This is a genomic window from Methylobacter tundripaludum (assembly GCF_002934365.1).
GTDB classification, from domain to species: Bacteria; Pseudomonadota; Gammaproteobacteria; order Methylococcales; family Methylomonadaceae; genus Methylobacter_A; species Methylobacter_A tundripaludum_A.
The window spans coordinates 95,136-110,367 of the sequence record NZ_PTIY01000008.1; the positions used below are offsets into that span (position 1 = coordinate 95,136).

General features: G+C 50.7%; 13 protein-coding genes and 1 pseudogene. 3 read left to right on the forward strand and 11 right to left on the reverse strand.

Annotated features, from left to right (window positions below; translation table 11 throughout):
* Window positions 1-113: 113 nt before the first annotated feature.
* The 3 genes from B0F88_RS11135 to B0F88_RS11145 all read right to left on the reverse strand — a co-directional run bounded on the left by B0F88_RS11135 (window position 114) and on the right by B0F88_RS11145 (window position 2,563).
* Window positions 114-731 carry a DUF4878 domain-containing protein gene (locus tag B0F88_RS11135; protein WP_104424008.1) on the reverse strand — a complete coding sequence of 206 codons (618 nt, stop codon included), beginning with the start codon at window positions 729-731 and terminating at the stop codon, window positions 114-116.
* A gap of 79 nt (window positions 732-810) precedes the next feature.
* Window positions 811-1,923, reverse strand: coding sequence for an inorganic phosphate transporter (locus B0F88_RS11140; protein ID WP_104424009.1), 1,113 nt, complete (start codon window positions 1,921-1,923; stop codon window positions 811-813).
* A 10-nt stretch (window positions 1,924-1,933) separates the two neighbouring features.
* Window positions 1,934-2,563 (reverse strand): DUF47 domain-containing protein, encoded by a 630-nt coding sequence (locus B0F88_RS11145; RefSeq protein ID WP_104424010.1) that lies wholly within the window; start codon window positions 2,561-2,563, stop codon window positions 1,934-1,936.
* Window positions 2,564-3,098: 535 nt separating this feature from the next.
* On the opposite strand from B0F88_RS11145, the gene B0F88_RS11150 reads away from it, so the two are divergent.
* Together B0F88_RS11150 and B0F88_RS11155 are read left to right on the forward strand one after the other, a co-directional pair.
* Window positions 3,099-4,301: a molybdopterin-dependent oxidoreductase gene (locus B0F88_RS11150; RefSeq protein ID WP_104424011.1), complete on the forward strand. Its 1,203-nt coding sequence runs from the start codon at window positions 3,099-3,101 to the stop codon at window positions 4,299-4,301.
* Between the two features lie 7 nt (window positions 4,302-4,308).
* Window positions 4,309-4,587 carry a sulfide dehydrogenase gene (locus B0F88_RS11155; RefSeq protein WP_104424012.1) on the forward strand — a complete coding sequence of 93 codons (279 nt, stop codon included), beginning with the start codon at window positions 4,309-4,311 and terminating at the stop codon, window positions 4,585-4,587.
* Window positions 4,588-4,884: 297 nt separating this feature from the next.
* Here B0F88_RS11155 and B0F88_RS11160 read toward each other — a convergent pair whose 3' ends face one another.
* From B0F88_RS11160 to B0F88_RS11195, 8 genes and pseudogenes are all read right to left on the reverse strand, one after another.
* Entirely contained in the window at window positions 4,885-5,994 is a 1,110-nt protein-coding gene (locus tag B0F88_RS11160) for a protoglobin domain-containing protein (RefSeq protein WP_258076641.1), read from the reverse strand.
* Window positions 5,995-6,424: 430 nt separating this feature from the next.
* Window positions 6,425-8,224 carry a sigma 54-interacting transcriptional regulator gene (locus B0F88_RS11165; protein ID WP_258076631.1) on the reverse strand — a complete coding sequence of 600 codons (1,800 nt, stop codon included), beginning with the start codon at window positions 8,222-8,224 and terminating at the stop codon, window positions 6,425-6,427.
* A 464-nt stretch (window positions 8,225-8,688) separates the two neighbouring features.
* Window positions 8,689-9,195 (reverse strand): annotated as a pseudogene (locus B0F88_RS11170) (Kdo hydroxylase family protein); the annotation flags it as partial.
* Window positions 9,196-9,330: 135 nt separating this feature from the next.
* The gene (locus tag B0F88_RS11175) at window positions 9,331-10,347 is read right to left on the reverse strand and encodes a L,D-transpeptidase family protein (protein WP_258076632.1); all 1,017 of its coding nucleotides are present in this window, start codon (window positions 10,345-10,347) and stop codon (window positions 9,331-9,333) included.
* A 148-nt stretch (window positions 10,348-10,495) separates the two neighbouring features.
* Window positions 10,496-11,242 carry a DUF2182 domain-containing protein gene (locus B0F88_RS11180; RefSeq protein WP_104424015.1) on the reverse strand — a complete coding sequence of 249 codons (747 nt, stop codon included), beginning with the start codon at window positions 11,240-11,242 and terminating at the stop codon, window positions 10,496-10,498.
* Window positions 11,242-11,850, reverse strand: coding sequence for a DUF1326 domain-containing protein (locus B0F88_RS11185; RefSeq protein WP_104424016.1), 609 nt, complete (start codon window positions 11,848-11,850; stop codon window positions 11,242-11,244). Before B0F88_RS11185 ends, B0F88_RS11180 begins: the two co-directional genes overlap by 1 nt.
* 8 nt (window positions 11,851-11,858) lie before the next feature.
* A complete protein-coding gene (locus B0F88_RS11190; protein ID WP_104424017.1) occupies window positions 11,859-12,593 on the reverse strand; it encodes an SDR family NAD(P)-dependent oxidoreductase in 735 nt (244 codons plus the stop codon).
* 227 nt (window positions 12,594-12,820) lie between these two features.
* Window positions 12,821-13,474: a DUF938 domain-containing protein gene (locus B0F88_RS11195; protein WP_104424018.1), complete on the reverse strand. Its 654-nt coding sequence runs from the start codon at window positions 13,472-13,474 to the stop codon at window positions 12,821-12,823.
* A gap of 161 nt (window positions 13,475-13,635) precedes the next feature.
* Between B0F88_RS11195 and B0F88_RS11200 the strand changes: the two genes are divergently transcribed.
* On the forward strand, window positions 13,636-15,201 hold the full coding sequence (locus B0F88_RS11200) for a sigma 54-interacting transcriptional regulator (protein WP_104424019.1): 1,566 nt from the start codon (window positions 13,636-13,638) through the stop codon (window positions 15,199-15,201).
* Window positions 15,202-15,232: the final 31 nt, after the last annotated feature.

Consider the following 15,232-nt stretch of genomic DNA (forward strand, 5'->3'; position numbering starts at 1 on the left):
GGATCCAGCGCCATGAATGGTAAGCTAAAATCCATCCCTGCCGGAATGACGATTTTGGATTGTGCGTTCATTGAATCTGACAAAGTAGAATGAGAAAATCCAGAGATAAACGGTTATATCGTGCTGGAACGAGGCTGCTGTTTTTCAGGCGGGGCCGCTTTTTCCAGCTGACGGCGGAATTCGTCCAATTGCCGTATCAACTCATCACTGAAGGATTTGATTTGTTTCTCAAACAAAGGAATCTGCTGTTCCAGTTCCTTGTTAATGGTTTCACCTATCGCCCGCAAGCTTTTAAAAATATCGCCGAACGGCAGGTTTGAAAGATTATTGAGCGTTCGCTGATAATCGACTTTCCATAGATCGTTTTCTTTTGATAAGACGGTATCAAAAGACAACTCCTTGTTGTTCTCAGGTTTTTTTAAGGTCATGACCGTTGCGACCGTTGCATTGGAGCCGTCGATTAAAATCGCCCCGGTCTTTACTGTCGCTTCTTCCAGGTTTTGCTGTTTAGTCACCAGATGCCGAGTTTCTTGAGTAGCATATTCTCTGGCCGAGTCGAGATTGCCTTCCGCCATCGCCACCCAAAATGCCGTGGCAACCTGCTCTGGAGTTAATGCGGCCTGACAGCCGCTTAACAAGAGCAATAGCGTTAAAAGTCCCGTCAATCCAACCGGGCTTTTCTTGGTGTGACAACAAGGGAGGTTCTTTGATAAAACGTTAGTTGTCGCCATCGAAACCTCCGGGAATTTGCAGCAAATTCAAGAAAAATTTTCAAACACAAAGATGGGGACAGCCCCATTGATTCTTGCTTTAATCCAACAAAAACAACAAATTAACTAATCCCCAGGCAACCCCGCCCGCTGCCGGAATCGTCAAAACCCATGCCCAAACAATCCGTTCGATGACCGACAGTTTAAGCGCGTGAGGATTCTTCGCAAAGCCTACGCCCATAATCGCTGTTGAAATGCTGTGCGTGGTGGAAACCGGCATGCCGAAATGGGCGGCGGTCAGCAGAATGGTCGCTGAGCTGGTTTCGGCCGCGAAACCGTGTATCGGGTGCAACTTGACCATTTTATGGCCGAGAGTCTTGATGATACGCCACCCGCCTACCCCGGTACCCAGCGCCATGACCAAAGCGCAAGTGCAGGCAATCCAGGTATCGATGTCTTTTTCTCCGCCATCCGGCTTTAAAAATTCGGCCCACTGCGGCAATTGATCGAGCGTACCGGCGCTGTTGGCGGTAAAAATGGCTAACGCGATGATGCCCATGGTTTTTTGCGCATCGTTGCTGCCGTGCGCAAAGCCCATATAGCCGGCCGACAAAAGCTGGGCTTTGCCGAATAATGCATTAACCCATTTTGGGCGGGCCAATCGCTCCATAACGCCACCGGCCGAATTCATGCCGCTGATGATAGCCATCAAGCCGCCCATGATAACGATACCCAAGGTAAAACCGACAACCGGCGAACTGATCATCGGAAGCACGACTTTCCAAAGCAGTCCTTTGTTTTCGGTCCAGACTGCGGCGGTTTTCGACCAGATCAATACATCGAAATTATTGTGGCCGGCAGCAAGCGCAGCGCCGCATAAGCCGCCGATCAAGGCATGGCTGGAAGAGGACGGCAGCCCCAACGCCCAGGTAATCAGGTTCCAGATAATTGCGCCGATCAGCGCACAGATCAGGACTTCGGAGGTGATATTCACCAGGCCGGTATCCACCAATCCCGATGAAATGGTTTTAGCCACTGCGGTACCCGATAACGCGCCGACCAGATTGGTCACTGCGGCGAGCATGACCGCCTGGGTTGGGGTTAATACTTTGGTGGCGACAACCGTGGCAATGGAGTTCGCAGTATCGTGGAATCCGTTGATGAACTCGAATACCAGCGCTACAAAAATGACAAGCAAGAGCAAGGTCAGCATGGCAACCCTTTTATGAATTTTTTAAGGCAATGTGGTAGACGACATTGCCCGCATCTCGGCAGCGGTCAATCGCTTTTTCGAGGATTTCAAACAAATCCATTTTTACCAAGTAACGGATCGGGTCGGTCTCATTGGCGTAGGCATCCCGATACAACTCAAGTATTTCACGGTCCGCTTCGGCTTCAATGGTTTGCAGCCGGTCGTTTAGTTTTTTGATTTCGTCCAAATCCATCCCTTTACGCAACAGTCTGACCATTTGTTCCAGTACTTCGCAGGCCTGTTCCAGCATCTCGGCACGGCCGGCGAAATCCACATCGCCAATACGGCCCAAGGCTACGGTATACCGCTCCGCAAATTTTTCCACGACTTTAGGGATTTTGTAGAGGGCGCTGCTAAGATCTTCAATATCTTCACGGTCGAGCACGGTAACAAAAGTATTAACTAAGGCCTCGCTGATTTGCGCGAACAAATCCTTTTCCCGGCGACGCGCCTGTTTAAACTTTTCCAATGATTGTTGCGTCGCCGGCGTGCTTAAAAGCTCGATCAATGCGCTGGTAGACGAACGCGCGGATTCGGCGCTGGCTTCAAGCAAGCCATAAAATTTATCGCCTTTACCGAAGATGGTTTGTAATGAGAACATGGTGTTTCCTTATTTAAGCCATAAGGCATTTATTAATTTTATCGGCCTATTATCGCATAACAACGTTCTTAATCATCAAAAGTTCTGAGTTGAAACAGCTAAATGTGGGTTTAATAAAGCGCTCAAACGGCCGGTTTACTGACGAGCGGGATCTGGGGTTGCGGCCTAACCGACTATACGGCAAAGCAAAAATTGTTACACAATCGGTATCGTATCGTTCTCCAGCATAGTCATTGCGAGCACATTGATAACGACAGTGAATTGTTGGGCTTCGTTCCATTCAGTCCAACTTACGGCCTATAATCCTGTCGAGCATGGCTATGTCAAACGGCCGATTGATTGGCTGTTTTCGACATGACATCCGTATGTGCAAACGGAGCATTAGGCAAGCGATCTTGCAGTTGAGGATATTACCGGCGGCGAGCAGTGAAGCGTTGGGCTTTATTGCATTCAACCTACGGCCTAACTCGATATTGATTTTCCGTAATTTTGATCGTTCAAAGCATAGCTTTACATCCAACCGAGGAGATAGTTTATGGTCGACAGAAGACACTTTATCAAGAAAACCGCAGGCAGCCTGGCAGCGGCCGGCGGTTTAGCTTTGTTGCAACGGTCCGGCTTGGCGGCTGCGGGTGCCGAGGAACCGACGGTCCCGGATGCTCTTCCCGGCAAAGAGGCGCTGATCAAAAAAACTTACCGTCCTCCCAATTACGAAACGCCGATCAATTATTTCGATGCACCGTTTACGCCCAACAATCGCTTTTTCGTGCGTTACCATAACGCCGTCATTCCCGAGATAAAAACCAGCGAATGGCGGCTGCGCATAGGCGGCGATGCGGTTCGCGCTCCGTTGGAACTCACCATTGAGCAATTGCGCAGGGATTTCGAACAAGTCGAAATCGCCGCTCTTTGTTTATGCTCCGGTAATCGACGGGGAGCATTTCAACCGCCCGTCCCCGGATTACAGTGGGGTTCCGGTGCAATGGGCAATGCGCTCTGGCGCGGCGTTCGCCTGAAAGACGTGCTTGCGGGGGCCGGGATCGACAAATCCGCGCTGGAAGTGAGTCTGGCCGGCGCAGATTCCGGCGTGCTGCCGACAACGCCGGATTTTGTCAAAAGCCTGCCGTTGGCTAAAGCGCTGGATGAGAACACTCTGATCGCCTTCGAGATGAACGGCGAACCTTTGCCCCACTGGAACGGCTTCCCCGCCCGACTGATCATTCCCGGCTGGACCGCCACCTATTGGATCAAGCATCTGACTGCGGTGAACGTCATCTCCAAACCCTTCGACGGCTTTTGGATGAAGACCGCTTACCGCATCCCCAAGGACCGGTTCCCCAGCGGACAATTCAGCTCGCAGGAAACCGAGACGGCTATGCCGATCACGGAAATACTGGTCAATTCATTGATCACCAACCTGGAAGACGGCCAGACCTTGCCTAACGCCAAGCCGATCGAAATCAAGGGTGTCGCCTGGGATGGCGGCAACGGCATCGCGCGCGTGGAAGTCTCCACGGATGGCGGCGTCCGTTGGCATCAGGCCGCACTGAAACAGGATTACGGACGCTTTTCCTGGCGCCAGTGGCACTGGGTCTTTGATCCTAAACATCCCGGAACCTACCGGATTATGGCCCGCGCCACCAGCCATTCCGGCGACAGCCAACCACCGGAGCCGATCCCGAATCCTTCCGGTTACCACCATAACGCCGTGCAAAAAATCACTATCCAGCTGGCTTGAGGAGAACATGATGCGAACGCTGATTTTGTTGTTATCGTTTTTAGCCGCCACCGCAACAGCCGGGGAAAGCCGGATATTTCTGAAGGACAGGCCCGGCAAAAACCAAGTCGTTGCGCAGTGCGCAATGTGTCACAGCCTGGACTATATCACCCAACACGCCGCGGTTCTGGACCGGGCCGGCTGGGAAAAAACAGTCGGCAAGATGATCAATGTTATGGGTGCGCCGATCAATAATGCCGACAAACGGATCATCATCGATTATCTGGCGCAGAATTACGGGAAATAAGAAAACCAACCTGGAAACTACAGTGCGTAGCCCGTATGTAGCGTAGCGGAATACGGGATAATCGTAGCTCCGAAGCCCCGGATTCCGCTACGCTTCATCCAGGCTACTTGCTCCTGAATCAATTTAATCTAACCCCATTGATTAAAAAAATCTAGGGTGTGTTGCGCGTACCCAGAATAGACGGGATTGATTCTGGCAAAGCAGCTGCTTGAGAACATAATATATACGTTAGTGTGGTAGCGTACCCTTCCGGGATTTTATGTCGAATCTAGGGCCTGCCCCCGTCTTCCGGCTTAATCAAGCAGTTTTTTCAACGTCAACAGCGTTTCCCGACCTATCATCGATTTTGGATGCTTTCTTAGCGGCGTACATTTCTTCATCGGATTGCCGGATCAGGGCATCAGGCTCGCCGTATTTATCCGGGCCGGTTTGCACGATACCGACGCTCAGTGTTACATTTTTCAAACACCGGCTGATTTCAATATTGAGACGATTGATGTATATCTCCCGAGCCGGTTCTTCTTCGCAGTTAGGCAGTATTAAACAAAATTCATCGCCACCATAACGAAAACAGCAATCTTCTTCACGGGAAATTTTCTTGATCGCTGCACCAACCGCGCGCAGGATATGGTCGCCGTGCGGATGGCCTTGAGTGTCATTAATGGCCTTAAATTCGTTTATATCCATATAAACAATAGATACCGGCTCGTGGCGACGTTGAGCGGTCCGCAGTGTTCTGGTCAGCGTTTCGTTCAAGTAACGCACGCTTAGCAAACCTGTCAGTGAATCGATGCGGGTTAACTCTTCGAGCTGCTGAGTGCGTTCCTTGACCTTTTCTTCCAGTACGCAGGCATAACGCTCGGACTTTGCCTTGGAAATTTCGATTTCCGAAACCAGGCTGCGAATATAGGTTTCAAACACCAACGTTATGTCGAACAACAGCAATTTGTCGAGCGCTGCAAGCATGGCCTGACGCTCTGTCTTTTCGGGGAGCGTTTCGAAAATGATTTCCAGCAGTAGGCTCTTGAGGACATTTATCGCAGCGAGATACAACTTCGGCTCGACACCAATACGTTTGTGTACCAAGCCAATCCTGAGCCGGTTGTTCACATACTCGAGGTCGTATATTCCGCTAAATAAATCAAGCACATATCTGCGCTGCGCATTCTTCAGGCGATCCAGCGTATCCGCGTCGCCTATCAACAGCGCGATTTCGGCTACGTTGGTCTGCATTTGATAAAAAGTATCCACCAAGGCATCGACTCTACTCTCAATGATTGGACGATAGTCCTTCAGGAGGTTGACATCCTCATTGGACAGGGCAAGTAGCGCTTTACGATTATCGATATCGAACTCAGTAATTCGCATCTGCTCGAGTAAAGTTTGATCGGTTTGTTTCAATTCCATCTCCACTATGTAATTTTCAAATTTAACCATCACTGCTCTGAAAAAGAAAGGGATTCCTGGCGAGATAGACGTGTCGGCATTTTATCAAGCCATTAAAGGAGCAACCTGATAATTAAGAATAGCGTAAGAGTCATCAAACATAAAGCAAGCTAGTTGAATCCAGCCGAATAGACGCATTATGCTTTTTCGTTGCCACAGGCGGTACGCTCGGGGATTCCTTTTTATCCATCCTCAGCGTGCCTAGTAGGCGTGTATCGCCTTCCGGCAGAGTCGATATCGCATGAAAAAGATAGCCGGGCAAAACAATTGCATCAATCCGAAACAGCCAGGGCTATAAGATGGGACAAACAAAGTACAGTTCCCTATCCACCGCCTCCATACAGCAGCCACAAGCAAAAATTGACCATTATCGGCGCGGCCCAACACACCATTACCCCGCCCTGGAAATCCCCAACTTCAGCATCCTGGATCGCAAGGTATTCGGATTCATGCCTAGTACCGCTGCCGCGCCCTTGGCGCCGGAAATCTGCCAGCCGGTTGCTTCGAGGGTGCGCGTTATGTATTCGCGCTCCACCGCGTCCAAGGTCCTCAGCTTGCCGATAGCGGCTTCGGGATGGGCGTGAGTGGGCTGCAACGGCGCTATCTCCAATAGCGAACCTTGGGACAGAATCACCGCCCGTTCGATGACGTTTTGCAATTCGCGGACGTTGCCGGGCCACAAATATTGACGTAAATAGTCCAGACCGGCGGGATCGATGTCGTCAAAGCGCTTACCGAATTTCTTGGCGTATTTGATCAGGAAAAACCGAGCCAACAATGGAATATCCGCCGCCCGCTGCCGCAACGCCGGCACTTCGACAGGAAACACATTCAACCGGTAATACAGATCGGAACGGAAGCGACCCAGACTGACCTCCTCGGCCAGATTGCGGTTGGTTGCCGTGATCACCCGCACATCGACCCGGATGGTTTCGCTGCCGCCTACCCGCTCGAATTCCTGTTCCTGCAACACCCGGAGCAACTTGGCCTGCGCCGACAGGGACAGTTCGCCGAGTTCGTCAAGAAACAGGCTGCCGCCGTCGGCCAGCTCGAAGCGGCCTTTGCGCTGCTGGGTCGCGCCGGTGAACGCGCCTTTTTCATGTCCGAACAATTCGCTCTCGATCAATTCGGCGGGCAGCGCCGCGCAATTGACTTTGACCAGGATCGCGGCGCTGCGGTCGCTGAACTCGTGTATCGCGCGGGCCAGCAATTCCTTGCCGGTGCCGGTTTCGCCGAGCAGCAATACCGGCGTATCGGTGCGGGCCACCATCCGCACTTGTTCCATGACGGTCCGCATCAGCTTGGAGCCGCTGACAAAGTCGCCGGGATTGTGATCGTCGTTGAGCACTTCCTGCAAGTAGCCTTTTTCCTGTTGCAGCCGGTCCAGTTTCTGCTCGGCGAGGCGGCGGTCGTTCACATCTCGCAGGATGATGGTATAGAGTTTTTGGTCGTGGGCTTCCAGCGGCGAAAAGGTGGCTTCGATTGGGAATTCCTCGCCGTCGGCGCGCCGGGCGCTGAGACCTTCCGGCGCCCAGGCCTGGGTTTTGGCGCTAACGTTATCGAACGCGATAAATTGCATGAACAGTTTGCTGCAATGCGGCGCGATGAAGCGCTCGACCGGCTGGCCGATCGCAAAATCGGCCGCGCAACGGAAGATTCTGGCCGCCGCGGCATTGAACAGGGTGATCCGGTGTTGCTGGTCGATGGTGACGATGGCGTCCATCGCCGAACCGAGGATCGAGAAAATCCGCTGTTCGCTTTCGGCCAACGCCTGCATCGTCAGTCTTTGTTCGGTCCGGTCGCGCTGGGTTTCGACGATCGCGACCACCTCGCCTTGCTCATTGCTGATGGTTCCGGCATCAATGACCAGATAAAGCCTGCGGCCGTCCGGCATCAAGCACCAGTTTTCGGTATGGCAAATGTCGCTGTAAGACGTAAAGTCGCTGGCTTGCTCATAGAGACTGGACACTTCGCCCAAGGTGCGATCCAGCAGCAAGTCCGCCAGGCACGGGCGTTTTTCGGTGTAAAAGCCGCGCCAATGCTGATCGGTGCCGATCATCTCCGCAGCTTTCAGGCCGGTCAATTGCTCGCAAGCCTTGTTCCAGATCACCACCTGATGCCTGGCATTCAATACGAACGTCGGCACAGGCATATGTTGCAACAAATGTTCGGCGGATAAATTTGGGGTCAACGGCTTTGTTCTCATATCGGATTCACACATAAAATCTACTCGCCTAAGGAAGCGCTGCATCGGTCCTTCGACAAACTAAGGAACGTGCATGAAATAATTTGAGCACGTCTTATTTTTCATTTTTTAACCATGAAGGACATGAAGCGGCATGAAAGGTTTAAGTCTTCATGTCCTTCATGCGCTTCATGGTAATTGCCTAAATTAATTTATGCACGATCCTAAGAGGCTGTTTAAAAATCAAAACGGTCGGTTAAACTACAGTAATTTTGGCTTAGGAGGGCTGGCGGTCGTATTTGACGAATTTAACCGATGAGCAATGGCAGTTATTCCAGACGGCTTTTCAAGGATTATGAGCGCTTAACCGATACGGCCGAGGTATTCATCAAAATTACCGAGGCACACCGTCTTTTACGAGGAATTTGTTAGGTTTTTAAACAGCTTCTAAAACTTCATCTCGCTTGGCATTACGTTAGTTTTCGGCCTGACAATCGTTCAAGAATTTGCAGTGGCGATCTTGACGGATCCAACATCGAAGTAACGGGCAAGTAAAAGGTTTGTTCCAAGAGGTACTGCCCCGACATGACGGCGTGTGACACTTGGTCGGTAAATGCGATCCATGTACTGCCCGGAGGGAACTCAAAATCGATTTGATTCGCGCTCGACTGATAAGCCAGATCCGCTTTCATACGGTCATGTAATTGCAGCATAAAATGGTCGTAGACGCTACGCCGACTCTTGGTGATCCCGCACCATTGAAACAGTCGGCTGCTGCCCCAAACAGGGCCGGGCATGGAAGGCAGAAAACGCTTAGCGATGTACTCAAATGATTCGCCAAGCCGCCAGTGGCGACACTTTCCATCGGGATTTACATTGCTGAAAACACGCAGGATTCTCTTGCCCTGGACAGGCGCCGAAGGAAAACTGTCGACGTGCAATCGCGTATCGTCTTTTCGCCACGAAGTCTGCCGTCCGGCAACCTCTACTTATAACGGAGTGTGTACACGCCAATAAGATTACCACTTTCTTAAAAATGCATAGCCTAACAGCAGGCTATTCTTCCGAAGAGCTTACCGTTTTGCGAACCGCCGTTAATGTAACCGGTGCGGCTACCTAATGATTGGAGCGTGACCCGTTGCGGACAACGATACCGGCTGAGGTAATCTTTGATAAAGCGCCACCGGATTTCCGTCCAAAGCTGTAAGGGCTTTATTTAACGCCGCCCGGTCAAATTCAGGCGGGTTCTGCGCCGGGGCGCTTGCGGTCATGGCGGCTTTTTGAATAAGCTTTAACGCCGTATCGACTTTTTGAGCCAACGTTGTTTCCTCGCCTTCCAAATCGGGATGCGCTTCGATGTAAAGCGTATTGTCCAGCCATCCGACCTTGATCGGTTGCTTAACGATATAGACAGGCGTTCCTACCGGAACCGAATTGTATAAGGCCTCAATATCTTCAGGGTACATCCGCACGCAACCGTGCGTTATCTGCATGCCGATACCGTAAATTTTGTCGATATCGGTACCGTGTATCAGGTAGCCGCCGGGAACGGCCAGATGCATCTTGTAGGCGCCCAGAGGATTATGGGGACCCGGTGGAACCACCGCAGGCAGCGGATCGCCATTTGCCGCATGTTCGCGCCTGATCGATTCCGGCGGATGCCATGCCGGATCTTTGACTTTTTGCACAATACTGGTTTTACCCATAGGCGTTTTCCAGTCTTGTCTGCCTACGCCGTGAGCATAGGACATTACCTGTGGCGCGACCCCTTTCTGAACCGGCGGATAATAATACATGCGGTATTCGGCAATATTTAAGGTAATCCCTTCGTGCGGCGTATCCGGTAAAATACGTTTATTGGGTAAACGAACAATCTCGTCCTTTTTGATATGCCAGCGGTCGACGTCGGGGTTTAACCTCACTATTTCCGCTTGCCCCAGTAGAAAGCGCCTGGCCACATCCAGCAAGGTCTCGTCTTGTTCAGCACGTGTTAACGGCACATCGTCATGGAACTGGGTGATGACGCTGTCATTACTGTTTTCCGGCAATGCGTAGGTCGTGGCATGAGCAACACCGTTACCGGCGGACAGTAAAATCAAAACAGCAAATAGCGAACGAATTTTCATCATAATAATGTTCTCGGGTTCATTAAGGATCGTGCATGAAATAACTTGAGCAAATTTTATTTTTAAACCATGAAGCACATGAAGGATTTAAGTCTTCATGTGCTTCATGGTGATTGCTTAAATTAATTTATGTATGTTCCTAAGTAAGTGTTTAAAACGCTGGATAAATCAGGAAAACGCCCCAGGCCAGAAAAGCGACGCCGACCGCTTTGCAAATAAACTTTGATTGCAGCGGCATGGATTTCTCCGATATAACCAGCAAGGTTAGTAAAGCCATCCCCAACAGGTTCATCACGCCGACGGCAAACATGATCAGCATTTGCGCCCAGCAGCAGCCCAAACAGTACGCACCATGCTTCAGTCCCATCTTAAATGCGCCTGCCGCCCCCTCCTGCCATTCGGTTAATAAAAATCCCACCGGGGTTTTGCAGTATGTCAGGCAGGCATTCTTGATCGGCGTAAACTGGTAAAAGCCGGCCAAAAATAAAATACCGGCGGCTAATGCCGGGTTTTGGTTATCCATCATCGGCGACAACCAGGCCAGTCCATGCATTTGCCATTGCAGCAACGTTAACGCGCAACTGAATAATAACCATATTACCAGATAAGCCAAAATGAACAGGCCGGTCAATTGATAGGAAGGTTTATTTTGTTGCCTGCAAACCCGGCCAAAGGCCAGAATCATCGGGATCGCGGAGGGCAGCATCATGGCCGCCATCATGACGGCCCACATAAAATAAACTAAAGCGAAGTCTAGCAAATTCCACGCCGACAGCGTAGCGGGAGGCATCCACATACCCGACATCGGCTGGGACGCCATTTGCTCATGCTGGTAAAACAGATAGCCCCAGGCGGCAAAAATCACCGCCAATACATTGGCAACAATAAAACGCCCCATTACGGCTGATAAACAAAAGCGGAAAAATAACCGTTGCGCTCGGAAAATTCCCAGTTTTTATCGTAATCTTGGTATTGATATTTTTTCGATTTGGCGACAATTGAAGGATGACTTGTCACCACGCACAACGGCGGATTATTAATGGTTGCCGGCCCGCCGGTTATGCCTTGAATGCTTTCAATCTCGGCCTGGGCTATATTGGGAATAGTCACACACCGGGCGCCGCCCTGCCGCTGGTAATCGATTTTCACTTTTTTCACGCCTAAAACTTCACCGACAAAGCTCATTAAAATAGCGGGGTGTCCGCCTTGCCGGCCGCTAAAGATTTGCACCAACGCATCAAATTGACTGTCATCGGCCCGCTCGTCGACATATAACGCCGCTTGCCAGTTGCCGTCTTTCATATTCCCCGGCGAATAGCACGCCATCGCAACATTCAAACCATCCAGCGATTTTCCATCCAGCTGCCCCTGGTCGATATGCCATGCCGCCAACAGCTTACAATCGCCTGTTGTAGGCGGTTGCAGCCATACGCAAGGACAGGCTGTTTCACAGTTGCAGGTTTCAAAATAACTGCCCTGCAACATCCAGTTTTTGATTTCCGACATAGTATTTCCTAAAACGGTTCTTTAAACGGTCTCAAATCCAGTTCATGAGTCCATGCGCTGGGGTGTTGTTTGTGCATGGCCCAATAGGTTTCGGCGATGGCGTCCAATTGCAGCAAGCCGTCCTTGCCTTTGGCTTTAACATAGTCCGGGAACTGGTTTTCCGCCCGTTCGCCGTCAATCACGCCGTCAATGACCGCATGAACCACATGAACGCCCTGCGGCGAAAACTCTCTGGCCATGCCTTGCGCCAACGCCCGTAAACCCGCTTTCGCGGCCGCAAATGCGGTAAACGGCGGTTTTGCTCTGAGCGACGCCGTGGCGCCGGTAAAGAACAGCGTTCCTTTTTGCCCGTCCTTCATTGCCTTAACCGCTTCCTTGCCGAAGAAAAAAGCGCCCAGGCAGTTTTGCTGCCAAAGCGCGGTAAAGGTTTCCGCATCCGTTTCCAATAACGGCGACGGGATATTACTGTCCACATTATAAGCGGCAATATCGATACGGTAAGCATCCAGTTGGGCTATTTTGAATAAATGCGCGACGTCGGATTCAACGGTTGCATCGGCCAGCACGGTGGTGGCTGAGCCGCCTCTTTGCCTGATTCTTTCCGCGACCTGTTGAAGCTTGTCTTCACTGCGGCCGGCTATATAAACATGTAGACCTTTTGCTGCAAAATATTTGGCGAGTGTCGCGCCCAAGCCACGTTCCGGGCCTACCCCGATAATAACGGCTGAACATTTTTGCTCCATGGTTAGTTTCCTAAATTGCACATCATTGAGAAAGAGCTAAAGGCTAAAGGCTAAAGGCTAAAGGCTAAAGGCTAAAGGCTAAAGGCTAAAGGCTAAAGGCTAAAGGCTAAAGGCTAAAGGCTAAAGGCTAAAAATTGAAATGCCCCTTAAACTTAAATGCAAGCTTTTTTCGCCCTTCGCCCTTCGCCCTTCGCCCTTCGCCCTTCGCCTTTTTAATCCGTGTTCTATTACTTTCTACCAAATATCAGCGAGAAATTATTGGCAGGCATATTAATCTGTTCTTTTAATTCCAGGCCATGATTTTCCGCAGCTTTTTTCAGGTCGGCCACATCTTTCAAGCCCCATTCCGATACACCCGCCGAACTCAATGTCTGATGAAACTCTTTATTGGAATCGGTGGTAAAGGTACCTTCTACTTGGAACGGGCCGTAAATCAGCAGAAAACCATCGTCATCCAGCAAGTTTGAGGCGCATTGCATCATGCCGTCGGCAATTGAAATAGGCGCTACCTGGAAAATATTGATGCAGAAAATTGCCGCAAATGAACGGGGCGCTCCGGCATTAAACCAGGTTTCAGGATTGGTTAAATCCAGATGAACGGGATCGGCAATATTATCGTTCTTGTGATCGATTGACAGTTTCTTGATGTTATCGAACACCTCTTGATCCTTGTCGGAAGGATGGAAATGCAAATGCTCGAAATGCGGCGCAAAGTAATTGATATGCATGCCGCTGCCGCTGGCCAGTTCCAGCACGTTTCCGGGATCTTGGGGCAATTTTTCTTTTAAAACGCCGAGCAACGGCTCACGGTTGCGGTTTCCGGCCCAGGCCACATACTCGCTTAATGGATGCGGATCTAAAGGTGGTTTGTCTTGACTCATTTTCAACTCCTCGTTGTTATTAGTTGCAATTCAGATGAGAGCAAGTGTTGTGCCAGTAATATTCGCTGATATTTTCACTAAATTACAATAACTTGAGTTTTGTCTTTACCGAATACAAGAAGCTGTGCTTCAATTATGGAAAATCAACTTCACAAAACATCATGAACAACAGCACTCTTTCAGATTTAACACCGGTTTTTTTCCTGCAAACCTTCATCCTTGAGCTGATGCATGCCAGCGAACAGCAGGGCCAAAAGCACTGCGAGCAATTGATCGAACACATCGCCAAAACCGCCGGGTGCTTTTTTGAAGAAACCTACCGGGAGGAGACCCATAACAGCGAACTGCTAGACAAAGACAGTTATACCGAACTGATCCTCGGCCTTAAAAACAATATCGGCGGCAAATTCTCGCTCGCTTCCAGCGACCAAGACTGCATTACCGTGACCAACAGCTGTTGTCCTTTTGGCGACCGGGTTACCAATTTTCCTGAATTGTGCAGAATGACGTCCAGCGTCTTTGGCGGCATCGCCGCCAGAAACTTCGGCTACGCCAAGGTTGAAATCAAACAAAGCATCGCCCGCCACGACGGCAAATGCGAAGTTTGCGTATACACCAACCCGGATGCGGCAAAAGACCGGCCTGGGACGGAATACACCGACACGACGCCGGTCAAGGAAATCCAGGATATTAATGAGCTGCACTCGCGCATTGAACAAAGCATGCAGCAGATTTGGCGGCAACAAAGCAAACAACCGGAAAAAAAACGCCAGCCTCCGGCGATTATCGCCAAATCGCCGGCCATGCAAAAAATCCTGCAATCGATAGAAGTGATTGCTCCGACACCGGCAACGGTGCTGATTCAGGGGCAAACCGGCGTCGGCAAGGAATTGATTGCACGCGCGATACATGCGATGAGCGACCGCTGCAACAACCCGTTTATCCCGATCAACTGCGGCGCAATTCCTGAAAGCCTGATCGAAAGCGCGCTGTTCGGGCATGAAAAAGGCGCGTTCACCGGGGCCATCGAAGTGCATCAAGGCTATTTTGAACGAGCCGAGGGCGGAACCTTGTTTCTGGACGAGGTCGATACATTGTCCCCCGCCGCGCAAACCCGGCTGCTGCGCGTACTTCAAGAAGGCGAACTGGAACGGGTTGGCGGCAAGCAAACCTTGTCGGTCGACCTGAGAATCATCTCCGCGACCAACAACAATCTGGAAGAACTGGTTAAACAAAACCTGTTCCGCAATGACCTGTATTACCGCCTCAATGTGGTTCGATTAAGCATCCCGCCGCTGGCCGAACGCCCGGAAGACCTGCCTTATCTGGTGCAATTGATTTTGCAGCGCCTCAGCAGGAAATATAACAAAGCAGTCGAATCGGTCAGCCGCGACGTCATGCAAAAGATTCGCGCCTATCCCTGGCCGGGCAATGTCCGCGAACTGGAAAACATCCTTGAACGCAGCATTTTATTTGCCCGCGGCAAAGAAATGACCCAACTGGATTTGGAACTTCCAACTGACTCGAACAACGCCGAACTATGGAAAGACATCAAGGAATACGCGATTGCCAAAGCCGAGCGATCATTTCTTGAAAGCTCTTTAAAACAACATCAGGGCGACATCAAGAAAACGGCGGAAGACATGGAAATGACGGCCCGCGCCGTCTACACCAAGCTGAAAAAGCATGAAATTAATTTGGCGGACTATCGCAGAGTGCGTCGCTAATACGTTCGGAAGATCACCCAGTCGCAGTATA

What these genes read in the sequence shown, in the direction of transcription:
- B0F88_RS11140 (WP_104424009.1), bottom strand. Translation starts at nt 1,923, where the DNA reads ATGCTGACCTTGCTCTTGCTTGTCATTTTTGTAGCGCTGGTATTCGAG.
- B0F88_RS11190 (WP_104424017.1), bottom strand. Translation starts at nt 12,593, where the DNA reads ATGGAGCAAAAATGTTCAGCCGTTATTATCGGGGTAGGCCCGGAACGT.
- B0F88_RS11160 (WP_258076641.1), bottom strand. Translation starts at nt 5,994, where the DNA reads ATGGAATTGAAACAAACCGATCAAACTTTACTCGAGCAGATGCGAATT.
- B0F88_RS11155 (WP_104424012.1), top strand. Translation starts at nt 4,309, where the DNA reads ATGATGCGAACGCTGATTTTGTTGTTATCGTTTTTAGCCGCCACCGCA.
- B0F88_RS11200 (WP_104424019.1), top strand. Translation starts at nt 13,636, where the DNA reads ATGAACAACAGCACTCTTTCAGATTTAACACCGGTTTTTTTCCTGCAA.
- B0F88_RS11185 (WP_104424016.1), bottom strand. Translation starts at nt 11,850, where the DNA reads ATGTCGGAAATCAAAAACTGGATGTTGCAGGGCAGTTATTTTGAAACC.
- B0F88_RS11150 (WP_104424011.1), top strand. Translation starts at nt 3,099, where the DNA reads ATGGTCGACAGAAGACACTTTATCAAGAAAACCGCAGGCAGCCTGGCA.
- B0F88_RS11195 (WP_104424018.1), bottom strand. Translation starts at nt 13,474, where the DNA reads ATGAGTCAAGACAAACCACCTTTAGATCCGCATCCATTAAGCGAGTAT.
- B0F88_RS11180 (WP_104424015.1), bottom strand. Translation starts at nt 11,242, where the DNA reads ATGGGGCGTTTTATTGTTGCCAATGTATTGGCGGTGATTTTTGCCGCC.
- B0F88_RS11175 (WP_258076632.1), bottom strand. Translation starts at nt 10,347, where the DNA reads ATGATGAAAATTCGTTCGCTATTTGCTGTTTTGATTTTACTGTCCGCC.
- B0F88_RS11135 (WP_104424008.1), bottom strand. Translation starts at nt 731, where the DNA reads ATGGCGACAACTAACGTTTTATCAAAGAACCTCCCTTGTTGTCACACC.
- B0F88_RS11145 (WP_104424010.1), bottom strand. Translation starts at nt 2,563, where the DNA reads ATGTTCTCATTACAAACCATCTTCGGTAAAGGCGATAAATTTTATGGC.